The following is a 16,844-nucleotide window of genomic DNA, read 5'->3' on the forward strand; positions in this document are numbered from 1 at the left end:
AATTATGTAATTTATTGTTTAATAATCTCTACCTTTTCCAGAATCAGAAATTTCTACTAATGCTTCTGGGTATGGTTCGAAATATGTTTGTCTTAATAAATACTTTTCATCAAATCGAATGGCCCATGATTTTAAAATTGTGAGTAAACTACTAAGTGGTATTTTCTTTTCCGAATACTTTTGCAACAATTCTATAAAATGATCTTTTTCTTGTTTTTTTAGCTTTGTTTTAAAATATCCAAAAATGTGCTCACATACATTTACATTCGATGTATAGCGAGGTGTGCGCATAAATAATTCATATAAAGTCTTCTCATAGTTTTCAAATACCACTTCAATCTTTTCATTTTTGTGATTTGCAATTATACGCCCTAATTCCTTTTGTTTCACCTGATTATATGCCATAAATAAATATTTATTGTCCGACTGAAACGATACAAGGTCTTTCATATTTTTATTATGTTTAATCATTTTGTAATATGCGATTGTAAATAGCCTTGTAAAGAAATGCTCTCTAATAATAAAATTCGACAATCTGCCTTCCTCTTCAATAGGAAGATGCGAAAATTTTTTTACTACTGCTCCGCCAAATAAGCCCGATCCTTTTCCTTTTGCTGGCGCTTTTTCAAAACCAGAATAAATTTTCACATCACGCGTACCGCAACTTGGTGAACGATTCTTTAAAATAAAACCATCCGCATCCGATATCGTTTGTAAAAAGTCATTTGAAAACTGCTCCATTTTTTCAGTTACATCTTCTCGTGTCGACGGTTGTACAAGTCTATTCTCACCATTTTCTTCTACAATTCGTATCGTTTCACGAGGGGTCCCCAATCCAATCTCGACTTCTGGACAAACAGGTATAAATGTAACAAATGGCTGCAAATTTCGTATTGTTACATCTGGAATCATCTCTCCATTATATCGACAGGCATCAAATTCTAAACATTTACTTACAACGATTGTTGGTTTTGCAAATTGTCGCATTTCATTACCTCCGTGGCGTTAATCCGTACAATATAAATTGAATCGTATTTTCAATTTCCATTTCATCATCCCACTTTTCTTCAGGCAATAATAAAAATCTTGTTACGAGTAATCCTAATACAGCTGATAAAGTAAGACGTAGTACGGAAGATGACGGTATCTCAATAATTTCCCCTTCTTCTTGAAATTTCACAATCAATTTTTTGAAATGTGAAAACAGTTCTGTTTCTATTAATTGTTGTATTTCATTTTTCAGTTCTGGTTGAAATGGTACTTCTTGAATTAATATTTTTATCATAGGGAAGTGTTTTTGAGCAAATTTAAATCTATTATGAATTACAACCCTTAAAAGTCCTTCGTACGATTCATACTCCGATTTAAATATTTCTTTTGCAAAGGTTTGTACGAAAAATGGTGCAGCGAACTTAGTTAAAGTTGGCATTACGACCGCTAGTAATAAATCTTTTTTCGTCTTATAGTAGCGGAAGATTGTTCCTTCCGCTACACCAGCCCGTTTTGCAATTTCACTTGTTGAAGTTGAAGCGTATCCTTTTTCTCCAAACATATCAACAGCCGCCTCTAATATTCGCATTTGACGTTCATTTCGTTTATCCGTATTAGTTGCAGCTATTAATTCCTCCAGCCAATCCTTCTGCATTTATAAAGCTCCTTTTTGTCATTATTATATTTTGCGATGTTTCTTTAAAGCAAATACATTTCCTACTGCAAATAATATTGAAAAAAGTAATAATACAGTAAGATCTAATGCAATCTCTGTAAACCCTTGATTCCGAATCATCACTTGTCTCATTGCGTCAGCGCCGTATGTGAGTGGAAATACTTTCCCTAACATTTGTAGCCACTTATTCATAGATTCCATTGGAAACAATCCAGAAAAGAAGATTTGTGGCACAATAACAAGCGGTATAAATTGAATCATTTGAAATTCATTATTTGCGTATGCCGATAAAAACGTACCTAATGTTAGTGCAGTTAAAGAGAGCATACATGTAATAAGTAGCGTTAGCCATATGGATCCAGCTACGTATAATTCTAAAATATAAACGGAAAAACTTACGATAATAATGGATTGTATAAAGGCAAAGATTCCAAAACCAATAATATAACCTGCGACTATTTCCCATCTTCTTACTGGGGTGGATAATAACCTTTCTAGCGTACCACTTAAACGTTCTCTTACGAAAGATACACCTGATAATATAAATACAAAGAAAAATGTAAAAAAACCAATTAATACAGGACCAAGCCCATCAAACATCGTAAAGTCTTTAGAGCCATGTAAATAATTTACTTCAGGTTTCATAATTGATACTTCATTCTTCTCTGTGCTTTTTTGCAATACTTGAAGTACAGCACGATTTTTTGACGAATCACTACCTTCCAACAGAAGTTTCATTTTTCCATTCTCTATTCGAAGTACTGCATCTACCTTTTGTTTTTCCAACTCAGAAATCGCCTTTTCTTTACTGTATTCATAAATTGACGCTTCTTGATTTTTCATCACTTTTACTATTTGAGCGGGCATATCAACAACAGCAATTTGCGGTATATAGTCTTTCTGTGTAAACACTAGCGATAATAGCCAAAGTAATAACATCGGTGCTCCAAACATCATTGCTAACGAACGCTTATCTCGAAAAAATTGGCGAATAATACGAATGATTACACCAGTAACTCTCATGATTGCACCACCTCTTCTAGCAAAAAGACATCTTCAATCCGTCCAGATGACACGCGTTTTTTCAATTCTTCAGTTGTTCCAACCGCAACTAGCTTCCCTTCTCTAATTAATCCTAGACGCTCACAAAATTCAGCTTCATCCATAATGTGCGTCGTTACAATAATCGTTGTACCTTTCTTTTTAAGGTCATGAAATTTTTCCCAAATCGTTTTTCTAAGAAGCGGATCTATCCCCACTGTAGGCTCATCTAAAATTAATATTTCTGGTTCATGGAGGAGTGCTATTGCTAATGATAAGCGTTTTTTCATTCCACCTGAAAATTGTTGTACTTGCTTTTTCATATACTGTGATAATTGTACAAGTTCAAAAACCTCTGCAATTCTTTTCTTTTTACGTTTTCCCTTTAGTCCATACATCGTAGCTATAAAATCTGCATTTTCATATGCTGACAATTCTTCGTATAATGCATCCGCCTGGGCCATATAACCAATTCTTTTCATTTCATTTAAATTAGGCATATTAGTATTATTAACAAGCACTTCACCTTTCGTTGCCTCATTAATACCTGCAATCATTTTAATGAGCGTTGTTTTCCCCGATCCAGAAGGTCCAACAAAACCAAAAATCTCTGCTTTTTCAACTTGCAATGAAAGATTGTATAACACTTCTTTTTTCCCAAAACTTTTTGATACAGTCCGTAAAATAATGGAAGGTTGTTGCACGTTTCATCCTCCTTTTCCAATAAAATGAGTGAGTACTCACTTTTATTTTACTCTTGCTTAATTATATGTCAAACTTCATTGATTAGTATGTATGTTCATTCAACGATATTAAACAATGAAACAGAGTCGACATTAGAATTTCATTTCCTAACGTCGACTCTGTTTCATTTAAACTATAAATTTCACTTTACGTTTTTAAATTCATATACTTCCGAATTCTAGCAACATCTAAAGAATATTCGATAACTAATTGCTGTAAAGGTAAAATAACTGTGTCAGGATATAAATGGGCATATTGTAATGTTTCTGCATATTTTTCTAACCTTTTTTCTAAATACTTTATTATTTGATCAGGATGACTTACTAATAAACATTTACAATAATAATGTATTTGTTCCTCAATCGCCGTGTATTCTTCAATTTCATATTCTTTATGCATGTGTACACCCCTTTAAGTTTTTTATATGAATTACTTATCACAATTTTCACTCGACAAATTTTAAGTTTTTTGATTATTTACACTATAACAAACACTCAGGGTCAAATTTTGTTACTTTATGTAACGTAGAAAATTTTTAACAAAATTGTAATGTTAACTCGTACAAAATACATAAAGCCCCTTTACTCATTTTTGTATTAAAAAATCGTACAACTTAATTTAGCTGCACGACTACAATTTCTGGCCTATTCAAAATTCTTTGCGGAATGATACTATTTCCTAATCCTCTACTCACTACCATTGATGTATTTTGTTCTACATATAAACCCGCTGTATATTTAGGTAAAACACCTTGATTTGGCGCGACTAATCCTCCGATAAATGGCAATCTAACTTGCCCTCCATGAGCATGTCCCGATAAAACCAAATCCAATCTCTCATTCGTATATTCCTTTATAAATTCAGGCCTATGGGATAATAATACATTATATCTATCTGGCTGCATTTCAATTTTCGCTTTTTTAATTTCATCTATTATAATATTTCCTTCATCACCGTTTCCAGTAACAAACTCTGGATCATCAATACCTAGCAAGTTTATTTCTTGCTCACCCTTTCGAATGCCTACATGTTCATTCCTTAAAACATTTACATCATATTTCTTCAACTCTTTTTCTAAACTGTTATACTTTCCAGACCATTGTTCATGGTTTCCTGTCACAAAATATACAGGATACTTCTTTACAATTTCTCGTATTAATTGCATACTAACTTCTGCATCGTATGATGTACTGTCAATTAAATCACCCGTAATTGCAATAATATCTGGATCTATGCTTTTTATTTTTTGAATTAATACCTCTTGATTATCTCCAAATTGTTTATTGTGTAAATCTGAAATTTGTAGAATTTTATACCCTTTAAAAGAGGAGGGTATTTTACTAGAGGTTATTTTAACCTCAGTTATACTTATTAAATTGTTCTGTAAATATAAAAAGATTGTAAAACCTACTAATATACAAATAATCATTACGATTCTATTAATCTTTTTTTCATATTTTCTCCTTTATATTCTCATCAAACACTTCTATATGCTAACTGAATTATATTATACTTTCTTGATATTTGTTTAAATTAATAAAATAATACAGTACTTGAAATTTCATATGAGATACGTCATATATATTCGTTATATTTTTACTTTTACCTTTTTAATAATAAGAACACAAAAACGACTCTTATCCCACGAAAAGAGTCGTTTTCTAACTTTATACTTTTAATACTTTCATGTTAAAAATGCGAGAACTAAAATACTATTACCTAAGAGCCTTAACTATAACTTCAGTTGCCTCTGCAATGAGTTGATTATCATAGGTAGCCTCTTTCTCATCTTTACTAGATAAAATTACGATGATAATTGGTGCTCTATTTGGAGGCCAAACGATAGCAATATCATTTCTTGTCCCGTAACTGCCAGCACCTGATTTATCTCCAACTACCCAGTCAGTTGGTACGCCTGCACGAATAAGTTTGTCCCCTGTAGCATTTCCTTTCATCCACTCTGTAAGAATTTTACGTTTTTCAGCTGGAAGTGCATTTCCGACCGTAAAAGCTTTAAGATTCGTAGCAATTGCTTTCGCTGTACTAGTGTCACGAATGTCTCCTGGAATAGCTTCGTTTAATGCTGTTTCAAAGCGATCAGACATAGTAATCCGATCCCCCATCTGCCTAAGCGCTTTTTCATATCCTTTCGGTCCGCCTATTTTATTAAATAAAATGTTCCCTGCAGTATTATCACTTGAACGAACAGCAGCCTCAGCAATTTCTCCTAGTTTCATTCCAGTATCTACATGTTTCTCTGTAACAGGTGAATAATCCACTAAATCTTCTTTCGTAAATGTAATCACTTCATTTAATGTATCAATTGAGTTTTGCTGTAGTAATACTCCTGCCGCTAAAGCCTTGTAGGTTGATGCGAAGGCAAATCTTTCATTAGATCGATAAGAGATTGTTTGATTTGTACCAGTATCAATCGCATATACACCTAATCGAGCATCAAATTTTTTCTCAAGTTGAGAGAACTCTTTATGCGTCGCCTGATTTTTATGTTTCACATGTCCAGTCTTTTCTTTCGCTTCAACTTGCAGTGCCCCTCCTGTAAAAGCTTCTAGGCTTGTAAGACTTAAACCTAATATACCAACGCATATTCCTATTTTTAGCATCCTCTTATTTTTCAAAACCATCATTCCTTCCAAATTTTTAGCACCTTTTTATACGTACACATAATAGACAATCACCGAACCAAACTTGTTCCATAAACTGAAAAAAATTTATAGCTAGTATGAGAGTTATTAACAAAATAAGAGATAGTAGCTATGATCGCCGCTATCTCTTATTTCACATTTCATTTTTTTACTTATAAATGGCTTTATATGAACAGGTCTCTTCCCTGAGAAAAGTACTCTAATTTTGCTTAGAACTACTTGTACTAGTAGCTTCACCATGTATACGTTGCTGTTTTAAATCAAAGTATACATCTAAAATTTCCTTTCCAATTATAGAATTAATTCCATTTTTATCATCATGGAGCCATGGAACTACTACGGAAAATGCTACTTCTGGATTATCATATGGAGCATATCCAACTAACGTTAAGTTATAGCATTCCATACGTTCTCCTTTTGCATTTCTGCCAATTGGGTCATCTCCACCATATACAGTTTGGGCTGTTCCTGTCTTTCCTGCTGGTTTATATGGCGCGTTTTTGAAATACTTCACGCCAGTTCCATCACCTTCTTGGAATACCCATCTAAACCCTTCTTTTATCCGATCGATATGTTCTTTCTTCATATCAATTCGATTTAATACGACAGGCTCCATGGAACGTATAACATTGCCAACCTCTTCTTTTATTGATTGTTCTCGTATTTCTTGTACAATTTGAGGTTGCATTCTATAACCACCATTCGCAATCGTTGAAATATATTGCGCTAATTGCAACGGCGTATACGTATCATACTGACCGATAGAAAAATCTAGTAAAAACCCAGGTTGACTATCTACTTTTCTCGTTTGTCCAATTATTTCATTCGGTAAATCAATACCTGTTGGGACACCTAAACCAAATTGCTTGAAATAATAGCGCATCGTATCAAATGCTCCTTGTTTAATATCCAATGAGCCATTTGGTACGTAATTAACTCCCGCAATTTTTAAAGCTGTCTGGAACATGTATACATTCGAAGATACTTGTAAAGCCCGTAAATCATTAATATTACCAAATCCGGATACATTCCACGATTTCTTAGCTTGTGTACCTTTAAATTTCATCGGCGCGTCATAAAATTGATCCCCTGGATGTATTGCCCCTGTCTCATATCCAGTTAATAAAGTAGCACCTTTTACAGCTGACCCTAACTCATACGAAGTTGTCATGTTACCTAATGCCAAATCCTCAACCTCTATTTTCCCTTCTTTTTCTACAATCTTTTTGCCTGCCATAGATAAAATTTGTCCGTTATTTGGATTCGTCATGACAACAAAAGCTCGATCGAGCAGTGGCTCTGAACTCTTAAAAGCTCTCAAGTTTTTCTCTATACTTTCTTCCACTTTCTTTTGTAATTCCATATCAATCGTTAATGTTAAACTATTACCACTTTTTCCTTTAGAGATTATTTCTGCGCTAACAATGTTTCCTGATTTATCAGTAATATTTTTCACTTCTTCTTTTGTGCCGTGTAATACATCTTCATATCGTTGTTCAATATAGCTTTTTCCGACACGATCATTACGGTTATATCCACGTACTAAATAAGAATCTAAATTTTCTTTCGGTAATCCTTCTTCACTACTCGTAATATTTCCTAATACAGAACGAAATAAACTACCATTTACATAATTACGTTCCCAATCAACAGTTGCATCTACTCCTGGAAAATTCGCGAGGTTTTCACTTATCCGCGCATACTCTTCATCTGTTACATCTTTTTTAATAATTTGTGGTGTTAGTTGATAACCTGAACTCATTTTACTTTTAATAGCTAACACCTTTAAATCTTGTGCTGTTAATTCTGCTAATTCTACCTCTGTAACGCGACCTCGTCTTAAGTCTTCTATTTTTTTATCTAACTCTTTCCCCTCTATACCCTTTTCTTTAAACTTTTCTATATCTTTCTTAGTAATCTTTGTCTCCGCACGTTTCGAATTCAACTGCATCCAAAAATCTTTTTTATCGATATCTGTTAATTTATTTATATCTTGTTCAGGCATTTCAAGTACTTTCGCCAAGTCTTTTGCTGTTTTTAAAATATCTTCACTCGTAATTCCCTTCACCCTTGTATACGTAATTGTGCGAAGAGATTTATTATTAACAACTGTTTTCCCTTCTCGATCTAAAATTTGCCCACGTGGAACTGGAATACTAGTTATTGCGTTTTGACTACTTTCCACTTGATTCTTATAAGCCTCTCCCTCAACGATTTGTACTTTTGCTAGCTGCATAATAATAGCTGAGAATAGTACAAATATGCAAAGGAACATTATATTTAATCGAATAGATATATATGTCTTCTGCTTCTTGCCTTTTTGTTCTTTCATAAATCCTCCATTTAATCCTTTCAGGAATTGCTGCATATACTAAAAGCATTCCTTATATATTAGATACCGATAATCGGTTATAAATATCGCCTCAATTTTTTGCTTAATCCTTGTAAGCATCCATTCCTTTTCGTTTAGCTACGGAATTAATAACTCTCCCTTCTTGTTTTCTCTCTATTTTTTTGCCACTTGCATTAGAAGTGCTAAACTGTATAATGACTCTTATTAAACTTACATATAAACTTGCTAGTAAATTTTCATGCTAATTATTCCTTTCTTCATGCTGTAATACTTAATAGACAACCTAAACAATAAAGTTGTTCCACATTTACAAAAAAAATAATTAAATATAAGATGAAATAGGCTACATAAGGGAGGGTTATATGTTACATACAAAAAGATGGAGATTTTTTGCGGTTCTTTCTATTGTAGGTTTGATTTTACTAATTTTATTAAAAATCAACTTCATTTCAATTACTATCGCAACTTCTTCAGCTGAAAGAGGAAAGATTTTTGATCAAAATGGTGTAATACTAGCTACAAATAAGAAAGTTAAGTCTCTATATTGCACTTCTAATGATGAAAAGCTATCGAAACAAGATACATCAAACACATTAGCTTTTTTTAATCAATTTTCAAACGAGTTTCAACATGATATTTCTACAGAGAACATAAAATCTCAATTACAACAATCTTGTAAAAAGCAGACTATGAATGACATACCGTTATACTCTGATATAACTGAGAATGAACTTGCATTCATAAACAAAAACAAACCCAATAATGTAATAATTAAAGATGAATGGATTCGATATTATCCTAAGCACAAAATTGGTTCACAAGTAATTGGGTATATAGAAAATGACCTTAATTCAACGCATATGGCTGTTGGAAAAAGCGGGATTGAGCTGCAATATGAAAATGATTTAAAGGGAAAACCAGGTAAAACTCTTATTTTTAAATTGAATAATAAAAAGTTCTTATGGAACATTCAAAAAGTACAAAAAGGTAAAGATGTACGGCTAGCTTTAGACTCTGAGTTGCAGCAAAAGGTAGAAGAAGCATTAAGATCTCAAATTAAGAAAACACCTGATGCTAAAGCTGGTTATGCTGTAGTGAGCGATGCAAAAACTGGCGCGATTTTAACTATGGCCAACTCGGCAGTTTTTGATCCAAATATATTAAATACACATGTATCTTCTAGAAAAGAAAACATTAAATCACTTTCGCAAAATAAAGCAATTCAAAAATTAAAGTATGGTGAATCTTATGTAAATATGGCTTCGACTATAAAGCCACTTACTATTTTAATTGGATTAAACGAAAAGCTTTTTCAACCTGAAGATACTTATTTAGATAAAGGTACTTTTCAGTATGATAATCAAAATAACATTACGAATGCACCTGGAACGCCAACAGGCGAGATTACACCGAGGCAGGCTATCATTAATTCATCTAACACATTTATGACAGCAAAAGTAGCTCTGCCATTATTCAACCAAAATAATGGCAATATAGAAAAAGTGGCACATATATGGACAGATTATTTGATGCAATTCGGCCTACGTTCTAAAACCGGGATTGATTTGCCCTTTGAAGAAGACGGACAATATGAATTCCATCCATCTAATAAATTTGAAAATGGGATTTCTGCTTTATTAAATGCCTCTTGGGGAGGAAATGAAGTGCATACCCCTCTTCAACTCGCTCAATATGCAGCAACTTTGGCAAGTAAAGGTGATAAATATAAACCTCAAATCGTAAGTGCGATTATTGGTCAAGATGGTAAGGAAACAAAAAAGTTTAAACCAATTTTAGAAAGTTCAAATCGTTACCCGATGAATTTTTGGAGTGTCGTGCAAGGTGGAATGAGTCAAAATATAGAGGAGATCAAAAAGTTGCCCTTTAACGTCGCAGGTAAAACAGGTATTACAGGTTTTCCAAATGAGCAAGAAAGAATGATAAATCATTCTCTTTTCATTGCATATGCTCCTACTGAAGATCCACAAATTGCCGTTTCTGTCGTTATTCCTGGTAGTAATTCAGAAAAAAACATTGCCGCTCTCGTTACATCAGAAATTTTAGAGTACTGGAATACTCTTCAAAAAGAGAATAAAAACAAAGAGGAAGGTTCATTAAAGTGAACCTTCCTCTTTTACCATATAGAATCTACATTTATTATTTTCCATATACCTTCATTATTCTTTTCGAACATAAATGAATATTTAATATCAGTTAAAATGTACTCTTTCTGTACATATCCAGTATTACCATCAATTGTCGAAATTTTTATATATCCATCATTCTGTACTTTTTCCGGAATCCAAGCTTTTACCATTTCATTAGATACTTCATATAAAACTTGTGATTCTCGCTTTGGTTCAGCTAAAATTTTCGTTTTATTTCCAGTAACAGTTGCATATATAAAATGTGCTTGCTTTGGTTGGTTACTTTCCGTCAATCCACTTGGTACTTTATATACTTGCTTTGTATCATTTGCAAACTCTCCCCCCATTGTAAGGGCGACTTGCAACTCATGAAAAATATCTTCATCAAACTTCAGTTCATCCTTCTTATAACTCTTCCCTTTAAATAGAACTTCATCATTTAACGCTTTATACAAGTCATTTTCATTTTTTGAGTTTATACTTTGATATAGTTCATTCATAAATTGTTTTAGTGATGGATCCTGAGCAGACTCATCTTTTGTTTTAGGCTTAATTTGAGTACTACTTTGTACCGGCGCTTTATTATCATCAAGCCAAGGTTGTTGAACAATGAAAAATAACATTGTACAAACCAAAACAACTACAATAGGTAATGCTTTTTTACGGAATGGTCTTTTATGTTTTACAAAATCCACTTCATTATTTTCGTATATAGACTGCTTTATTTTAGAAATAAATTCTTCTTCATCTTTACGATTCTCCATTGGGCCTTTTTTTATTTTTCTATACCAGTCAGGATTTTGTTTATTGTTCATCGCTACTACCCTCCCCTATTAATTTTGAAACCTTACTTCTCGCTCTACTTAATCTCGATTTTACAGTTCCAATGGATACTCCTAATGTTTCAGCCATTTCTTCATAAGATAATTCATATTTTGCGTCCAATATAATTATTTCACGGTGCTTTTTAGGTAGTTTTAATACAACCTTCCACACCTCATTCATTTCTTCTTGGTTAAAAAATTCTTGTTCTGCTGACAGGGATTGCTTATCGTCACTAAAAAATCCTATTAAAGATATCCTTTTAAAATAGGAGGATTTCAAATAGTTTATTGCCGTATTTCTTGTAATTTTTAATATCCACGTTCTAATAGATGACTCCTTTCGAAATGAATTCCAATTTTTAAACACCTTTATAAATACATCTTGCGTGATATCATCTGATAAGTGTGGATCTTTCGTAATAATAAATGAATAATTCCATACATCTTGCCAATGGTCTTTTATAACATAGTCCAGCTCATCATGATTACACTTTTCAATAAACGTCTGTTCCATTTCCACACCTCAAACTTATTTGAATAAACATAAAACTGCCCTCACTTTTATTATGGTTTCAATATATAGACAAGATACAAGTTTCATTTGTTCCATTGTTTATCTTTTTTCAGGCAGAATAATACTACTAAAAAAACAAGTAAAGCATACAATGATAAAAATCCACTCACAACAATCTATTTTTTTGAATTTCACGTAACACTCCACTTGTCCATTTCAATTTGCTATACCTTTCTATTTACCATTAACAATGCCAACTTTTCTAGAGTCACAGCAAAAAAGCATTCTCGATTAGAAAGAATGCTTTTTTGAAATTTAATTGTTCTATATTTTCCCATTTTATATCTTTGAGTTAAGCAAACATGTAATAAATTTAGCGAAAAAAATTCACCTTATAATTAAGTGTTATTTCTGAAATACATGTTTTACTTTTTCACCTGGAACGTTACTTCCTCCTCTTCCTTTTACATCTTCAATCATCATTGTAACAATCATGTCTGGCGCATTTGCATCGAAAGCTGCGAACCATCCCAGTTCTTTTCCGTCTGCTTCTTTCGACTCTTTCAGTTCTGCTGTACCAGTTTTACCAGCAAGCGTTACACCATCAACCTTTGCAATTCTCCCTGCGCCATCAGGGTCATTAATGACTTTGATTAATGCACTCTTTAATATCTCTTGATTCTTTTTAGAAACCACATTTTCTTTCCAATTCCCTGCTACTTTTGCTTCTTTTAAAAGATGTGGCGACGGAATATTCCCTTCATTCACAATCGGTGCATATGTTAATGCTAAATGAAGTGGTGTCATTAATACTTGTCCTTGTCCATAGCCCATGTCTGCTAGTTGAATATCGTTTTTTATCCCATCTTTTGCAATGATTGAAATAGGAAATTCGTATTCGATTGGTAATTTTTCATGAAATCCGTATTTTTTAAATTCATTTACATACTGATCTTTTCCCATTTTCAAAGCTTGTTGAGCAAAATAAATATTATCAGAGTACTTCATTGCCTTATCAAAATCAATTGGACTTGCATCCTTCACACGCGTTACATAGTAATTTCCCCAAGATGAATCTTTTGTCCACTTCAATCCTTGAATTTTAAATTCTTCCTTCGGATTTATTGTGTTTGTTTCCAAACCAATTGCACCTGTAATCGTTTTAAATACGGAACCTGGTACAAATGCTTGTGTGAAGCGATTCATCATTGGTAGTTTCGAGTCGTTACTCCATGCTTCTCGTTGGGCTTTCGATGCTCCTCTAACTATTATATTTGGATTATAAGCAGGGCTACTTACTAGTGCGATTGTTTCACCTGTTTTAGGATTGACCGCTGCACTAGATCCTGCTTCAGTTTTCATCTCATTAAAGATTTTTTCTTGAATTGCAGCATTAATTGTTAACGTAACATTTTCTCCTTCTTTTGCTTCTTTTTTTGCTACGTTTTTAATCTCTTTCCCATTCTCATCTTCTATAAATACGCGTCCACCCTTTTCACCACGCAATTTATTTTCTAACACTTTCTCTAGACCGGTCTTACCTACTAAATCATCTGCTTGATAACCTTGTTTTTGAAGTAATTTTAACTCCTCCGCATTCACCTTTCCTATATATCCAGTTAAGTGTGCCGCTGCTTCACCTAATGGATACGTACGAATATTTACTGGGCGAGATGAAACTCCTTCTAATTCAATATAATCATTCTGTCTGGTTCCCTCTTTTAAAATACCAATTGGTACAAAAGAGTCTGGTTTTATCCATTTCGCTGTGAGCTTTTGTTCGACCTCTTCTATAGACATATCAAGTAATTGTGCTACTATTTCTTTCGTTTGCGCTGCTGTTTCGCCTAGTTTCTCTGGAATAATTCCAACCTCAGTTGCTTTACCATTCGTTGCAAGCCCTTTTCCATTTCGATCATATATTTCTCCGCGTTTTCCTTGCTCTATTTGCATACGTACTTTGTAATCTTTTTTCATTCCCGGGAAAATGAAGTCCGGTGTCCAATCTATTTTCCAAGATTCTTTATCTTTCACAAGTTTTGCTTCGTGGATGAATGAAACTGGTCCTACATCCGTATCCATCTTAACTTCAAAAAGAAAAAGCTCTTTATCTTTCGTATTCTCTCCTTTCATTTTAACTTTTAAATTCTTAGCTCCAATCCCCTCATAGATTTTTTGATATTTTTCTGTAAATTCTTTTTTAGAAATCGATTTTTTGCCATAATCTGATAAATAATCATACATATTTGCAAATTTTTTATCATTCCATAAATTGATATATTCTTCAAATGCTTGTTTTGGCGGTTCGTTTTTATTACATCCTACCAACATAACTGCGAAACAAACGAAAAGCAGCATCCATAATTTTTTCAATTCAATCTTCTCCCTTAGTTAAAAATGATGATTCCTTTCTTAATTTATTTAATAAAAAATGTTTTAACGCTTAATAGACAGTGTAAGTAATAACATTGTTCCATATTTACAAAAAATAGACCTAATTGGAATTCATCAGAAAGTAATAGATACATAAAAAACGCCATACTTTCTGTGAATTTCTACAAAAAGAATAGCGTTTTCTTATTTTATCTTTCTATATATGCTATACCATGAGCTCCTTGATTTACAGAAGGGTCTGCATTTCGATCTCCTGGATCAACTTCAATGGTATGAACATTCTTGTAATTAACTAAATCTAATACACTTATTGTCCCTGATCTAAAGTTAGAAACATATCCAACCGTTCCGTCCGTAGAAGAACGCATTGTAATTGGGAGTAAATCTACTTCTATTGTACCTAACACATTTAACGATTCTCCATCAAGAACAGAAACATACCCTGGTGCTGGAGAAAACATATTTCTTGTTCTCTCTCCATTCTTATTCTGAAAACGCGTATGTCCTACCAATACTTTCCCATCATTCGTTACATGAACCGGAGTAATTAAATCTGAAAATGATTTTGTCTTTATAATTTTATCGGTTTCTGTATTAATGATGCTAGGTGTAGGTTGCTCCTCTTTGTAGTCTCCAAGTAAACATGCATGGTGAAGGGATATAAACTCGATTACCTTTAGGAGAAATAGCTAGTTCTTCACTACCATAGGGCATAGATACTTTTCCAATTAACTCCTTATCATGTGTATCTAAAACCGATATAAAGGGCGCCTCTTTATTAGAGGAATATCCTTTTGTACCATCTGGATTCGTAACAAACCAATATGGACCTGTTGCTTCTGTAGAGATTCTATCTAGCATTTTTCTCGTGTTAGGATTAATAATTAAAATTCCTCCTTCACCAGATTCAACACTTACATACAATAAGTCTTTTTTTTCATTATAAACTAAACTATGTGGTGCAAATTCCGGCGAGATATCAATGATATCAATTACTTTAAATTGATCAATATTGATAACTAAAATTTCATGGCTTTTTTCCGGATTATTTCTATAAAAACCTGAGCGATAAGTAATACTTACATATAACAATTGACGCTTAGAATCGAAACATAATTCATGAGGTTCTGTAACTGGAGAATCTATAACCCCTATTCTTTCAAAATTTTTCGCATTGAAGAAATGGATTTGATTACCGCTGGAGCTAACGACCGCCAAAATAGGATTATTTTCTTTAGAAATATTCATTAATTAAACCCTCCTTGTTATTTGTTCCAAATTTCTTAAGTTCCATAGAAATCAGCATATTTAAGTAATTTGTATTATTACTAAGACAAACAATAAACAATTTTCACCTTCTTTCAATTAAATTAGTTTAACTTATAATAAGCTAGACTAACTTTTATTCCGTAAAAATATGTTGAATTTAATAATCCAACATATTTATCTACCTTCTCCAACTTTAGCTTTTATACTTACATGTATTTTATTTAATAACTTTCCAATACTTTACTCCTCAATTAATGATGCACAAGAAGCACAGAAAGTAAGTAATTAGCGACATACCATTTCTTTATCTCGTGCATTATCAGATACTCATAACATAAATAAAACAAACTTAGCTGCCATTTAATTAGTTTCCCTTCGCTGCCGTTTTTTTAAATTCATTCTGCGTACAGCTCTATTCTTTGAGGAATCGTCCTATAGATTAACAAATTTGCTTCAGATTCTTTTTTTATTGAACTATTCCTGTGTTGAAAAACTAACTATAATTAGTTAGCTTAACTAACTATAATTATAAATACATCCACGTTTTATCGTAATAGTTTTAAGAATCTTCGAATAAATGAATAGAGAGATAGAATTATTTTCATCATAAGATACATGATCTTAAGTTGATAGTGATGCATAACGAGAATTCCGTACGTTAAGAAAAAAAGTTGTTACATATGTAGTAAAGTTCTTTTAATTGTTTACTTCTCGCTCCACTATCAGCTTTTTTAACTAACACTTTAATTGTTTTAACAGCCTTTTGTTTAATTCCCACAAAGCTGTTTTGTTACTACCTCATTTCAAGAATATCTTAATCCAATTTAATAAAGTGAAACTTTAATCAGCCCTCACCAATCGGGCTGCCCGACAAATAGCCGGATAAACAACAATTTCAGTTGGTAGCAGGTTTGCTAAATCAGGAAATTGAGACGTATTCTACCATTACTTCTTTTGGAATCATACTCCCTCCTGTTCTTAATACAATATCCCTGTAAAAGCAGGCTCTACGTATTCTCCTAAATTATCAAAATCAACAATATCTAACACAACATCACGGAGTTTGCTCGCGACTTTGACATTGCCATCCACTACAAAAATTGCAATTCGTTTTTCTTCCATCTGTTTCATCCTTTCTACACCCTAGTTTTACAAAATAAGAAGTCATCAAAACTTATATTTATTACTTTCTGTTATCTCCTCTCTCTTGTTCTATGCATAGTCTATCT

At 32.8% G+C, this 16,844-nt stretch carries 15 protein-coding genes; 1 reads left to right on the forward strand and 14 read right to left on the reverse strand.

The window, feature by feature from the left end; genetic code table 11:
- Positions 1–18: 18 nt before the first annotated feature.
- From C4S65_RS25000 to C4S65_RS25035, 8 genes are all read right to left on the reverse strand, one after another.
- Positions 19–987, reverse strand: coding sequence for a DUF523 and DUF1722 domain-containing protein (locus C4S65_RS25000; RefSeq protein WP_001248643.1), 969 nt, complete (start codon positions 985–987; stop codon positions 19–21).
- Between the two features lie 4 nt (positions 988–991).
- A complete protein-coding gene (locus C4S65_RS25005) occupies positions 992–1,645 on the reverse strand; it encodes a TetR/AcrR family transcriptional regulator (protein ID WP_001168189.1) in 654 nt (217 codons plus the stop codon).
- 24 nt (positions 1,646–1,669) lie between these two features.
- Entirely contained in the window at positions 1,670–2,689 is a 1,020-nt protein-coding gene (locus C4S65_RS25010; RefSeq protein WP_001266732.1) for an ABC transporter permease, read from the reverse strand.
- A complete protein-coding gene (locus C4S65_RS25015) occupies positions 2,686–3,411 on the reverse strand; it encodes an ABC transporter ATP-binding protein (RefSeq protein WP_001187084.1) in 726 nt (241 codons plus the stop codon). Before C4S65_RS25015 ends, C4S65_RS25010 begins: the two co-directional genes overlap by 4 nt.
- Positions 3,412–3,598: 187 nt before the next feature.
- A complete protein-coding gene (locus C4S65_RS25020; RefSeq protein WP_000548621.1) occupies positions 3,599–3,850 on the reverse strand; it encodes a hypothetical protein in 252 nt (83 codons plus the stop codon).
- Positions 3,851–4,064: 214 nt separating this feature from the next.
- Positions 4,065–4,880 (reverse strand): metallophosphoesterase, encoded by an 816-nt coding sequence (locus tag C4S65_RS25025; protein WP_003307094.1) that lies wholly within the window; start codon positions 4,878–4,880, stop codon positions 4,065–4,067.
- Positions 4,881–5,166: 286 nt separating this feature from the next.
- Entirely contained in the window at positions 5,167–6,093 is a 927-nt protein-coding gene (gene bla / locus C4S65_RS25030) for a class A beta-lactamase Bla1 (RefSeq protein WP_140337757.1), read from the reverse strand.
- Between the two features lie 220 nt (positions 6,094–6,313).
- Positions 6,314–8,446: a penicillin-binding protein 2 gene (locus C4S65_RS25035; RefSeq protein WP_042972481.1), complete on the reverse strand. Its 2,133-nt coding sequence runs from the start codon at positions 8,444–8,446 to the stop codon at positions 6,314–6,316.
- A 383-nt stretch (positions 8,447–8,829) separates the two neighbouring features.
- Here C4S65_RS25035 and C4S65_RS25040 point away from each other — a divergent pair, with 383 nt between their 5' ends.
- Positions 8,830–10,590, forward strand: a complete 1,761-nt coding sequence (locus C4S65_RS25040) for a penicillin-binding protein 2 (protein ID WP_061665997.1) — start codon at positions 8,830–8,832, stop codon at positions 10,588–10,590.
- Positions 10,591–10,601: 11 nt separating this feature from the next.
- On the opposite strand, the gene C4S65_RS25045 is transcribed toward C4S65_RS25040, so the two are convergent.
- The 6 genes from C4S65_RS25045 to C4S65_RS34630 form a co-directional block, all read right to left on the reverse strand.
- Positions 10,602–11,429 carry an SH3 domain-containing protein gene (locus tag C4S65_RS25045; RefSeq protein ID WP_086406139.1) on the reverse strand — a complete coding sequence of 276 codons (828 nt, stop codon included), beginning with the start codon at positions 11,427–11,429 and terminating at the stop codon, positions 10,602–10,604.
- Positions 11,419–11,952 (reverse strand): sigma-70 family RNA polymerase sigma factor, encoded by a 534-nt coding sequence (locus C4S65_RS25050; protein ID WP_000438325.1) that lies wholly within the window; start codon positions 11,950–11,952, stop codon positions 11,419–11,421. Before C4S65_RS25050 ends, C4S65_RS25045 begins: the two co-directional genes overlap by 11 nt.
- Before the next feature lie 405 nt (positions 11,953–12,357).
- Positions 12,358–14,325 carry a penicillin-binding transpeptidase domain-containing protein gene (locus tag C4S65_RS25055; RefSeq protein WP_103945521.1) on the reverse strand — a complete coding sequence of 656 codons (1,968 nt, stop codon included), beginning with the start codon at positions 14,323–14,325 and terminating at the stop codon, positions 12,358–12,360.
- A gap of 209 nt (positions 14,326–14,534) precedes the next feature.
- Positions 14,535–14,807 (reverse strand): hypothetical protein, encoded by a 273-nt coding sequence (locus C4S65_RS34620; RefSeq protein WP_000492602.1) that lies wholly within the window; start codon positions 14,805–14,807, stop codon positions 14,535–14,537.
- 142 nt (positions 14,808–14,949) lie between these two features.
- Positions 14,950–15,594: a hypothetical protein gene (locus C4S65_RS34625; RefSeq protein WP_003306921.1), complete on the reverse strand. Its 645-nt coding sequence runs from the start codon at positions 15,592–15,594 to the stop codon at positions 14,950–14,952.
- A gap of 999 nt (positions 15,595–16,593) precedes the next feature.
- Positions 16,594–16,746 (reverse strand): hypothetical protein, encoded by a 153-nt coding sequence (locus C4S65_RS34630; protein WP_000812115.1) that lies wholly within the window; start codon positions 16,744–16,746, stop codon positions 16,594–16,596.
- Between the last annotated feature and the right edge of the window lie 98 nt (positions 16,747–16,844).

The sequence above is a fragment of the Bacillus sp. ok061 genome (assembly GCF_900108285.1).
In the GTDB taxonomy this organism is placed as follows: domain Bacteria; phylum Bacillota; class Bacilli; order Bacillales; family Bacillaceae_G; genus Bacillus_A; species Bacillus_A thuringiensis_S.

Coding starts and splice junctions, on each gene's coding strand:
- C4S65_RS25035 (WP_042972481.1), bottom strand. CDS start 8,446: ATGAAAGAACAAAAAGGCAAGAAGCAGAAGACATATATATCTATTCGA.
- C4S65_RS25045 (WP_086406139.1), bottom strand. CDS start 11,429: ATGAACAATAAACAAAATCCTGACTGGTATAGAAAAATAAAAAAAGGC.
- C4S65_RS34630 (WP_000812115.1), bottom strand. CDS start 16,746: ATGAAACAGATGGAAGAAAAACGAATTGCAATTTTTGTAGTGGATGGC.
- C4S65_RS25010 (WP_001266732.1), bottom strand. CDS start 2,689: ATGAGAGTTACTGGTGTAATCATTCGTATTATTCGCCAATTTTTTCGA.
- C4S65_RS34620 (WP_000492602.1), bottom strand. CDS start 14,807: ATGTTTTCTCCAGCACCAGGGTATGTTTCTGTTCTTGATGGAGAATCG.
- bla (WP_140337757.1), bottom strand. CDS start 6,093: ATGGTTTTGAAAAATAAGAGGATGCTAAAAATAGGAATATGCGTTGGT.
- C4S65_RS25040 (WP_061665997.1), top strand. CDS start 8,830: ATGTTACATACAAAAAGATGGAGATTTTTTGCGGTTCTTTCTATTGTA.
- C4S65_RS34625 (WP_003306921.1), bottom strand. CDS start 15,594: ATGAATATTTCTAAAGAAAATAATCCTATTTTGGCGGTCGTTAGCTCC.
- C4S65_RS25050 (WP_000438325.1), bottom strand. CDS start 11,952: ATGGAACAGACGTTTATTGAAAAGTGTAATCATGATGAGCTGGACTAT.
- C4S65_RS25020 (WP_000548621.1), bottom strand. CDS start 3,850: ATGCATAAAGAATATGAAATTGAAGAATACACGGCGATTGAGGAACAA.
- C4S65_RS25000 (WP_001248643.1), bottom strand. CDS start 987: ATGCGACAATTTGCAAAACCAACAATCGTTGTAAGTAAATGTTTAGAA.
- C4S65_RS25025 (WP_003307094.1), bottom strand. CDS start 4,880: ATGATTATTTGTATATTAGTAGGTTTTACAATCTTTTTATATTTACAG.
- C4S65_RS25005 (WP_001168189.1), bottom strand. CDS start 1,645: ATGCAGAAGGATTGGCTGGAGGAATTAATAGCTGCAACTAATACGGAT.